This is a genomic window from Saccharopolyspora sp. (assembly GCF_017434145.1).
Lineage (GTDB): Bacteria > Actinomycetota > Actinomycetes > Mycobacteriales > Pseudonocardiaceae > Saccharopolyspora_C > Saccharopolyspora_C galaxeae.
This window is the reverse complement of sequence record NZ_JAFRFW010000171.1, coordinates 1-3,161: the sequence shown is the minus strand read 5'-3', so window position 1 is coordinate 3,161 and position 3,161 is coordinate 1. Positions and strand designations below refer to the sequence as shown.

The following is a 3,161-nucleotide window of genomic DNA, read 5'->3' as shown; positions in this document are numbered from 1 at the left end:
GCCGAACGGCTGGCCGAGTTGCGGTTGACCGGGTTGCGGCTGGCCGAACGGCTGGCCCGGCTGCGGCTGGCCGAACCCGGCGGCAGCCGGGGCCGGAGCCCCCGCCGAACCACCGGAGAGCCACGCCCCGGTCCCGGGCAGGAACGCCAGCACCGCGACCGCGGCGCCGATGAGCAGCGTCAGGATCGCCGACCACACCGCGGAGGGGAGCACGAAGATGTTGATCAGGGACACGACCGCGACCACCGCGCCGGTACCGCCAGCCAGAATCTGGCCGAGCGACTTGCGCTGCAAGATGAACGCGCCACCGACGATCATCGCGATCAGCACCACGATCGAGATCACGATCATCGTGACCGGGAACGCCAGCGACGGCGTCGGCGCGGTCATGCCGAGGGATTCGGACAGCTGCTTGAGCCGGTTCACCGCCGAGATCATCAGGAACATCCCGACCAGCTGCAGGACCAGCATCAGCCCGCCACCGCTGATAGCGGTCCAACCGGCCGCCTGCGCGAGCCCGCGGTTGTTCTCGCCGGCTTGCTTGCCGAACGCGCCGTAGCCGGTGTTCGGCGGCGGGGCACCGAATCCCGGCTGGGCCTGCGGAGCGGGGAAACCGCCGCCGGGCGTGCCAGGCTGCTGAGGCGCGCCCGGGTACTGGGGCTGCTGGGGGAACCCGCCCGGCTGGCTCTGCGTGCCGGGCTGGTTGTACATCGGCTGCGCGGGCTGCATGTTCGGCGGGACGACCTGCGTGGTGCCTTCACCGGGAGCCGAGCCGGACGTGCCGGGCTGCTCGTACATCGGCTGCGGCGGCTGCATCGTCGGCGGCACGACCTGGGTGGATTCGCCGGTGCCGTACTGCTGCGCGGGTTGCTGGGCAGGCCGCACGACCTGCGTCGAATCACCGGGCGCTTGCCCGGACTGCCCGGTGCCCTGCTGTCCGGTTCCCTGCTGCCCGGCGTCCTGCTGCGGCTGCGCCGGGCGAACGACCTGCGTGGCGTCCGGGTTGGGGGCCTGTTCGGCGTCCGTGGCCTGCGGGTCCAGCTTGGAACCGATCTGGGTGCCTTCCGCGTCCGGCGGCTCGCCACCGGCTCCCTGCGGTTGCTGTCCCTGCTGGCCACCGTCCGGCGGCTGCGGAGAGCTCATCGGGTTTCCTGACCCCCTTGGGCGTGAAGCACGAAATCCTTGGTGTTGCGTCCTGCACACGCTATCCGATAGGTGAGCAGCGTAGCGGCCATCCGTAACGAATCGTCAACGTCCGGCGATGAAGGCCAGCACGTCCTGCCGGGTCACCACCCCGGCCGGTTTGCCGCCGACGAGCACCATCGCGCCGTCCGCTCCCGCCAGCGCGGACATCGCGGCGCTGATCTCCTCACCCGCGCCGATGGTCGGCAGCGGAGGCGACATGTGCTGCTCCACCCGGTCGGCGAGCTGAGCGTTGCCCGCGAACAGCGCGTCCAGCAGGTCGCGCTCGTTGACCGCCCCGGCGACCTCGGCGGCCATCACCGGCGGTTCGGCGTTGACCACCGGCATCTGCGAGACGCTGAACTCGCGCATGATCGCGACCGCCTCCGCGACGGTCTCGTTCGGGTGCACGTGCACCAGCTCCGGCATCGTGCCGTCCTTGCGCAGCAGCACGTCCTTCATCGACCCGCCGGCGTGGTCCGGGGACAGGAAGCCGTACTTGGCCATCCAGGAGTCGTTGAACACCTTGCCGAGGTAGCCGCGCCCGCCGTCGGGCAGCAGCACCACGATCACGTCGTCCGGCCCGGTGCGCTCCGCGATCCGCAGCGCCGCGGCCGCGGCCATCCCGCACGAGCCACCGACCAGCAGCGCCTCCTGGTGCGCGAGCTCGCGGGTCATGCCGAAGGAGTCCTGGTCCGAGATCGGCACGATCTCGTCGCAGATGCCGCGGTCGTAGGTCTGCGGCCAGAAGTCCTCGCCGACGCCCTCCACCAGGTACGGCCGCCCGCCGCCGCCGGAGTACACCGAACCCTCCGGGTCGGCGCCGATGATCCGCACCTTCCCGCCGGAGACCTCCTTGAGGTAGCGGCCGATGCCGGAGATGGTGCCGCCGGTGCCGATGCCCGCGACGAAGTGCGTGATCCGGCCCTCGGTCTGGCGCCAGATCTCCGGGCCGGTGCTGAGGTAGTGCGACTCCGGGTTGGCGTCGTTGGCGTACTGGTTCGGCTTCCACGCGCCGTCGATCTCGGTGACCAGCCGGTCCGAGACGCTGTAGTAGGAATCGGCGTGCTCCGGCGGAACCGCGGTCGGGCACACCACGACCTCCGCGCCGTACGCCTCCAGCACGCTGCGCTTGTCCTCGCTGACCTTGTCCGGGCACACGAACACGCAGCGGTAGCCCTTGCGCTGGGCCACCATCGCCAGCCCGACGCCGGTGTTGCCGGAGGTGGGTTCGACGATGGTGCCGCCGGGCCGCAGCTGCCCGGACTCCTCTGCGGCCTCGACCATCCGCAGCGCGATCCGGTCCTTCACGCTGCCGCCCGGGTTGAAGTACTCGACCTTCGCCAGCACCGGCGTGGAAGCGGAGCCTGCCAGCGAGTTCAACCGCACCAGAGGGGTGTTGCCGACGAGGTCGACGACGTGCTCGACGTACTCCACTGCGCCAGTCCCTTTCGCAGTCGTGACGATGTGGTGTTGAGCCTAAATGCCCGCGATCGGCTAACCCCGCCGCCCGCCCGGCCGACACGCCAGGCGGGAAGGTTTTGCCGGTCGGCAGCGTCTTCGGTGATGGAGAGATTTTTCGGTCCGAGCCGACGACATCGGGCGGCCGACGGATTTCGCGCCGGTCGGCGCAGGAGGGGCAGGTCATGATCGGGGCTCGTGCGGTGCGGCTGGCGATGATGGCCGCCGGCACCCTCGGAGGGCTTTCCGGAGCGGCGTACGGACTGCTCAACGGCCAGTCGCGGTACGCGCGCCGGGTGATCGGCGTGCCCTCGGCGGTGCCGCTGCGCTCCGACGGGGTCCACCTGCCGGACGGCAGCGGACCGGTGGCACCCGCCGACCTGCCCGCGGGCACCGAGCCGCTGGAGCTGGTGGTGCTCGGCGACTCGTCGGCGGCGGGGCTGGGCGTGCACTCCCCGTACGAGCTGCCGGGCGCGCGGATCGCCCGTGGCATGGCCGAGGAGACCGGGCGGCCGGTC

General features: G+C 71.3%; 2 protein-coding genes and 1 pseudogene. 1 reads left to right on the top strand and 2 read right to left on the bottom strand.

Annotated features, from left to right (window positions below):
- Both IJH84_RS04815 and IJH84_RS04810 read right to left on the bottom strand, forming a co-directional pair.
- Nucleotides 1-1,143: hypothetical protein (locus IJH84_RS04815; protein ID WP_295140722.1), on the bottom strand; the 1,143-nt coding region annotated here is incomplete at its 3' end.
- Between the two features lie 105 nt (nt 1,144-1,248).
- A complete protein-coding gene (locus IJH84_RS04810; protein WP_200069298.1) occupies nt 1,249-2,619 on the bottom strand; it encodes a cystathionine beta-synthase in 1,371 nt (456 codons plus the stop codon).
- Between the two features lie 209 nt (nt 2,620-2,828).
- Here IJH84_RS04810 and IJH84_RS04805 point away from each other — a divergent pair.
- Nucleotides 2,829-3,161 (top strand): annotated as a pseudogene (locus IJH84_RS04805) (SGNH/GDSL hydrolase family protein); the annotation flags it as partial.